Annotated in this window: 7 protein-coding genes; all 7 read left to right on the top strand. The window is 29.6% G+C overall.

The genetic code is table 11. From position 1 onward, the window contains the following. Positions 1 to 792: FRG domain-containing protein (locus TD18_RS16850; protein WP_052461213.1), on the top strand; the 792-nt coding region annotated here is incomplete at its 5' end. A 176-nt stretch (positions 793 to 968) separates the two neighbouring features. Then, on the top strand, positions 969 to 1,589 hold the full coding sequence (locus tag TD18_RS15275) for a hypothetical protein (protein ID WP_152611393.1): 621 nt from the start codon (positions 969 to 971) through the stop codon (positions 1,587 to 1,589). 143 nt (positions 1,590 to 1,732) lie between these two features. Beyond that, complete coding sequence (locus tag TD18_RS15280) at positions 1,733 to 2,371, top strand: hypothetical protein (RefSeq protein ID WP_040254364.1); 639 nt, start codon at positions 1,733 to 1,735, stop codon at positions 2,369 to 2,371. A 164-nt stretch (positions 2,372 to 2,535) separates the two neighbouring features. Continuing rightward, positions 2,536 to 3,099 (top strand): hypothetical protein, encoded by a 564-nt coding sequence (locus TD18_RS15285; RefSeq protein ID WP_040254366.1) that lies wholly within the window; start codon positions 2,536 to 2,538, stop codon positions 3,097 to 3,099. Between the two features lie 164 nt (positions 3,100 to 3,263). After that, the gene (locus tag TD18_RS15290; RefSeq protein WP_152611394.1) at positions 3,264 to 4,130 is read left to right on the top strand and encodes a hypothetical protein; all 867 of its coding nucleotides are present in this window, start codon (positions 3,264 to 3,266) and stop codon (positions 4,128 to 4,130) included. A gap of 151 nt (positions 4,131 to 4,281) precedes the next feature. Next, on the top strand, positions 4,282 to 5,022 hold the full coding sequence (locus TD18_RS15295) for a T9SS type A sorting domain-containing protein (protein WP_084205944.1): 741 nt from the start codon (positions 4,282 to 4,284) through the stop codon (positions 5,020 to 5,022). Positions 5,023 to 5,194: 172 nt separating this feature from the next. After that, positions 5,195 to 5,821 carry a hypothetical protein gene (locus TD18_RS15300; protein ID WP_152611395.1) on the top strand — a complete coding sequence of 209 codons (627 nt, stop codon included), beginning with the start codon at positions 5,195 to 5,197 and terminating at the stop codon, positions 5,819 to 5,821. Positions 5,822 to 5,959: the final 138 nt, after the last annotated feature.

Raw genomic sequence — 5,959 nt, forward strand, 5'->3', positions numbered from 1 at the left:
TCATCACACGAACACGTTGCCAGTAATTTAAGAATGAACACGATAGAAATAAAATCATTTACCGAACTTACAGAATTAATCACTTCTGACGAATACACTTGTGGACATTATGTCTACAGAGGAGTATCTGATACTAAAAATCACAAATTAATTCCTGCAGTCGGTAGAATCGATGAAGAAATACTTTGTGGATTAACAATCGAAGAATACGAATTAGAAACTTTGAATAGATTCAAATTACGGGCTAATTCTGAAATAAATCCTTCACCAAAAGATGATTGGGAATGGTTAGCACTTGCTCAACATCACGGTTTACCGACTAGATTATTAGATTGGACAAGTAGTCCTTTAATTGCACTGTATTTTGCTACTAAACCGAATATTTTACATAATGGAAAAATCGAAAAGTGCAATCCAAATGGAGGAGCAATATTTGCACTTCATACTTGTGGATATATAGACACAAGTTGTATTTATTCGCCATTTGAGTTTGATGAATATGGATTATTTTATCCACCACATATTACTAAAAGAATTACTGGTCAATTTGGACTTTTTTCTATTCAACCGAATCCAAGGGAAGAACTACAAAATGGATTTGAAGACGATTTTGCTAAAACTATTACCAAATTTACGTTTAGCTGTGATGTAGCTGAGGAAATTCAAAGAAAATTATATCTACTTGGAATTAGACACGAGACTGTTTTTCCTGATTTAGATGGTTTTTCTTATGATTTAAAAGTGAAATTTAATGTTACGAGTTGTCACACAGCTGAAAGTAAATGTATATAAAAACTACTGGCAACACCGTGTATAATTAATGGCTAGTTCTCGCCTACTTACGAAAATCCTCGCGGATTTTCTATTCGGTTTTTATTTACTAAATTAGGTGCTTAAACACGCCACTAATCATACACAATCACGTTGTGTGTAAGCTTGAATGCAGCCTCCAGAATAAAATATAAACTATGAAAAAACATCAAATAATAATACTTCTTTCATTTTTCACAATTGTGTCCCTAGGATTTATTTCGTGTAACCAAAATAGTAACCAAAATAAGGGTTTATCCAATGAATGGTTTAAAGCAGGAAATAGTCCTCAAAGTTATGAGGTAGGATTAGATAAGTCAATTTCCCAAAATGGAAACAATAGCTCCTTTATAGAATCAAAAGAATCTAAAATTCAAGGCTTTGGAACTTTAATGCAAACTTGTAGCGCTAAAGAATATCTAGGAAAAAAAGTTAAAATGAGTGGTTTTATCAAAACAGAACAAGTTTCTGATTGGGTTGGAATGTGGTTAAGAATTGACCCAAATAACTCCCCTGCAAACAAATATTTTGACAACATGAGCAAGAATCCTATTAAAGGAACAACAAATTGGACAAAATATGAGATTGTTTTAGATGTTCCTTCAAATAGTAATTCTCTGAATTTTGGTGTTCTAATAAGTGGAACTGGAAAAGTATGGTTTGATAATTTGAGTTTTGAAATTGTTGGAAATTCAACGGAAAAATTTAATGACTCAATAAATATTGAAATTTCAAAATATATTTCTCCTAAACCGACAAACCTCGATTTTGAAAATTAAAAGCCTACACACAACACCGTGTAAAGCTTATTGCTTAAACATTTTCCATCTGAAACATTAATGACTATAAATTGTTAACCCTTTTTTACTAACTTTATAAACAATAACCGCAACAAGCCTTACACAAACACGTTGGGCACAATATGAAAAAAACATTCTCAAATAGAATTTTAGATTGGATTTTAATCGGAATTACACTCTTATTCTCGGTATTGTCAATCTGGAATTTATCAAGTGAATTTGATTTTTTTAGTAGTTATCTTCTGCGAATTGTTTTTGCTTTAACATCGATTATGGCATTGCTTTCATTGCTTATTTCAAAACTTAATGGCCAACGATTTTCACGGATTTTCATTCTCGTAACTCTGATATTGCCAGCAGTCTTAATTGTAAACCTATTCATTACTGATTTAGTGTTTTATGGAGCAACTCGAACGGATTTGTTACAAAACCCATTGCTTTTTCTTAAACTTGTTGGCGGAATTATTCTATTCTACCTAACTTTAAAATATTCAACACAGCAAAAAGCGGAACGAATAAAAGACTACGGAATTTTAATTGTTGGAATCGGAATTTTTACAATTTGCTATGTTTTGACAAGAACCCTAGAACCGAATTTTAACTCTGACGCAAATAACTATCCGATTTGGAAAACCGTTGTGAAATCTTTAATCGGAATTGCAACTTTAATAATAGGAACTCGAATAAAAAAAGAAAAAATAAAATTTAAAAAAGGACTGATTTGGACAATAATTTTAATGTTCATATTCGGACTGATATAAATACTGTGCCCAACACCGTGTATAACTAATTGCTTGGTTTTTGCGTACTCGGAAAATCCTACGGATTTTCCTAATGGTTAGTTTCTTTTTTGCTAACTTAGTCCTAGCCAACGCAACTAGCCATAACACGAACAAGTTGTAGCACATTACCCAATTAATACTTTATGAACAAAATCATAACCATACTATTTTTTTTATTAATCGGATTTGTTTCCTGCAATAAAGTTGAAAAGGATATCAAAAAAATCAAAATTGCGGAACAGTACTACAGTGTTCTTGATTCTTCTGACGATACAAAAATCATGGAATTAATTACTACTGAATTCACAACTATTGACGATGGTTTAGAACAAAAGTACTCTCAAAAAGAATATTTGGAATGGATGCGTTGGGATTCTGTTTTTGAACCAACTTATAAAATTCTTGAAATTCAAATCAAAGATGGAATTGTAAAAGCAAAGATTTCAAAAATTGACAAGCGAATTTCTTTTCTGCACCAAAAACCTATAATCACGAATGAAATAATACAATTTGAGAGTAATAAAATAACAAATATCAATAGAACATCTGCATCATTTGACGTTGACAAATTTATTGAAAACAGAGATCGACTTTCAAACTGGATTTCTGAAAACCATCCAGAATTGGTTGGATTTTTAAACGAACAAACCAAGATTAGTGGAATGAATTACTTAAAAGCGATTGAATTATATAAAGACAAAAAATAACGTGCCACAACAACGTGTAAGGTTCATTGCTTGAGTATTTTCCATCTGAAACATTATTGGCTACAAATTGTTAAGCCTTTTTTACTAACTTTATAAACAATAACCGCAACAAACCTTACACAAACACGTTGTATGCAAGCTCTTGGAAATCTAAACTTAAAATATTGAAAAAAGTAATTATAATATTACTCTTAATGAATTTTGGAATATGCAATTCTCAAAAAATTGTAAAAAGAGTTGGTGATATTAAAATAAGTGTAGCTGGATATTCTTTTGATGAAAAACAAAAGAAAAAAAAGACTTTTAAAATTGAACACTATTATGATAGTTTAGGTAATAAACTTGAATCAATCCAGTATGGAAAACATCATTTTAACAAATTAAGAGTTATTGGGTACGTAGAGCAAAATTCTTATAATTTAAATAAACTTCAGAAAGTAATAAATTATATTTCTCATTGTAAATCTTGTGAATTTTATAAAACTTATAAAGAATTGAGTTATGATATAGAAAATAGATTAGTCGAAATAAACAAATTTGATCAAAACGACTCTTTAATTACAACTATAAATTATATTTATTATGAGAATATAAAAGAAACTCACTATGAATCATCTGTTTATTTACAAGAAATTTATGACTCTGAAAACAGGATAATCGAACGGAATGAACTTTTTGAAAAAACTAATAAAATAAGATGGCAAAATATTTTTCAGTATACTGATAATTGTAGAATAGGCAACTTTCAAACTTTCTATGGAGATGGAGATGAGAATTCAAAAAAAGAAATTTATTGTTATGATACTCTAAATAGGATAATATCAAAAAATATAATTTCTAATTATAAAACAAAGGTTGAATACCTTTACTCAAATGATGGTTTTATCAAAGAGGTTAGGCAATTTGATTGTTTTGATGATAGTAATGAATATGAATTAGTATACCTTTTAAAGTATAAAGTTAGAATAAAAAGTAAAAAGCCAAAAATCGAAATAGTGAATAAAATAAATTCATCATTTCTTAATGAGTGAGCCAACATACAACAACGTGTAAACGCAATAACTACTGAATTCCCTATCGGAAATTCAGCCTTTTTAATTAAATTAGTTGCGTCAGTGGAAAAATATCAACATATTTTCCCGTTACTGACGCTTACACGAACACGTTAGCAAAAATATAAGCATGAAAAATAGGATTTTAATCGTCTTTATAAGCATATCACTCAATTGCTTTAGTCAAGACCCTGTATTGTTTGATAATTATTGGATATTGGAAGATTTAATACTTGATAATGTTAGTCATCTTCCACCAAATAATGAAGAAGTAACAAATGTAACATTGGAATTTGATTCCTATGAGAATAATGGTATTGAATATATTAATTTATTTGGTAATATTTGCGAAACAATTGGTGGCTTAATTGATTTTAATGACATTGACAACACTTTTTCATTTTACGATGGACCTTACGAAACATTAGGTGGTGGGTGTGGGCAGTCACCAAATGCAACTTATGAAGGTATTTACTTTGGATTTTTTTTTGACAATTATAATAACGGAAATGTATTCGGCTATTCTATTGTTACTAACAATGATAACAGTAAAACTTTGACAATTAATTCTTTTAATGGTGACCAAGCCATTTATGGTTCTCAAACCTTATCGATTAATGAGAATGAAGTTTTTGGAATTTCTATATTCTATGACTCTAAAACTAGTTCAATTAAAATTGCTTCCGAAAAGAAATTAGAGTCTATTTCGATTAAAATTTTTAATTCTCTTGGGAGACTAATTTTCAACTTAAATGAAAATAAAAAAGAGAAGATGAATATTGACGCTCGTCAATTTACAGATGGAATATATTTCGTTAGTTTACAAAATAATATAGGTCAAATAATCAGTAAAAAGATATTAAAGTATTGACCTAAAATCTAATAAAAAATACTTTTGCTAACAACGTGTATAACTAATTGCTTGGTCTTTGTGTACTCGGAAAATCCTACGGATTTTCCTAATGGTTAGTTTCTTTTTTGCTAACTTAGTTCCAGCCAACGCAACTAGCCATAACACGAACACGTTGGCATGCATTTTGAGAATGAACACAATTTCAAAGGATATAAAAAATCGTCTTTTTAAAACTTGGCTAGAAAAAGTACCTATTGCTGAATTTGAAAATTGGGTTTACTCATCAACTGAATTGAAAGACCAAATGGATTCTGATTCTTATTATGAGTTTTTATCATTCAATTACAAAAAAACAAATGCTATTTCAGATCTAAAAAATCTAATTGAACTACAACTCACTCAATCCGAATTGGAAACGTGGAATTTAAAAAGACACTTAACAAACGTAAAAGAACGGAATAATAACTGTACAGAATCTATTAGAAAATTTTATACTCTTAATTGCAAAGGATATGATTTCATGGATAGTTTAGCTTTTAATTTTAGTCTAAAACTAGAAGTTCCTTACATATCTCAGAATGTAGTATCATTTGAGGAATTAACTGAAGTACAAAAAGAAAAAATAATAAGTGATTTCTATCCTGAAATACAAGACGAGATCAATAAAGTAATGAGTTGGTTGGAAAACGAAAATATCGTGTTATTGGGAAAGTCAAATGAATTTGGAAAACTAGAGTATATCGATAATAGAACCGAATCACAAAAAGCAAAAAAGAATTATACGATTAAAAAGAGTTGGTGGAAATTTTGGAAATAAAAACGACATGCCAACAACGTGTATAATTAATTACTGCTGATTTACCTATCGGAAAATCCCTTGAAATTAATTAACTTAGTAACTTATCGGAAAATGACTCGCGTCCTTTCCCGTAACTAACCATAACACGAACACGTT

This window comes from Psychroserpens mesophilus, from assembly GCF_000826645.1.
Lineage (GTDB): Bacteria > Bacteroidota > Bacteroidia > Flavobacteriales > Flavobacteriaceae > Psychroserpens > Psychroserpens mesophilus.

Coding starts and splice junctions, on each gene's coding strand:
- TD18_RS15275 (WP_152611393.1), top strand. CDS start 969: ATGAAAAAACATCAAATAATAATACTTCTTTCATTTTTCACAATTGTG.
- TD18_RS15285 (WP_040254366.1), top strand. CDS start 2,536: ATGAACAAAATCATAACCATACTATTTTTTTTATTAATCGGATTTGTT.
- TD18_RS15300 (WP_152611395.1), top strand. CDS start 5,195: ATGAACACAATTTCAAAGGATATAAAAAATCGTCTTTTTAAAACTTGG.
- TD18_RS15295 (WP_084205944.1), top strand. CDS start 4,282: ATGAAAAATAGGATTTTAATCGTCTTTATAAGCATATCACTCAATTGC.
- TD18_RS15280 (WP_040254364.1), top strand. CDS start 1,733: ATGAAAAAAACATTCTCAAATAGAATTTTAGATTGGATTTTAATCGGA.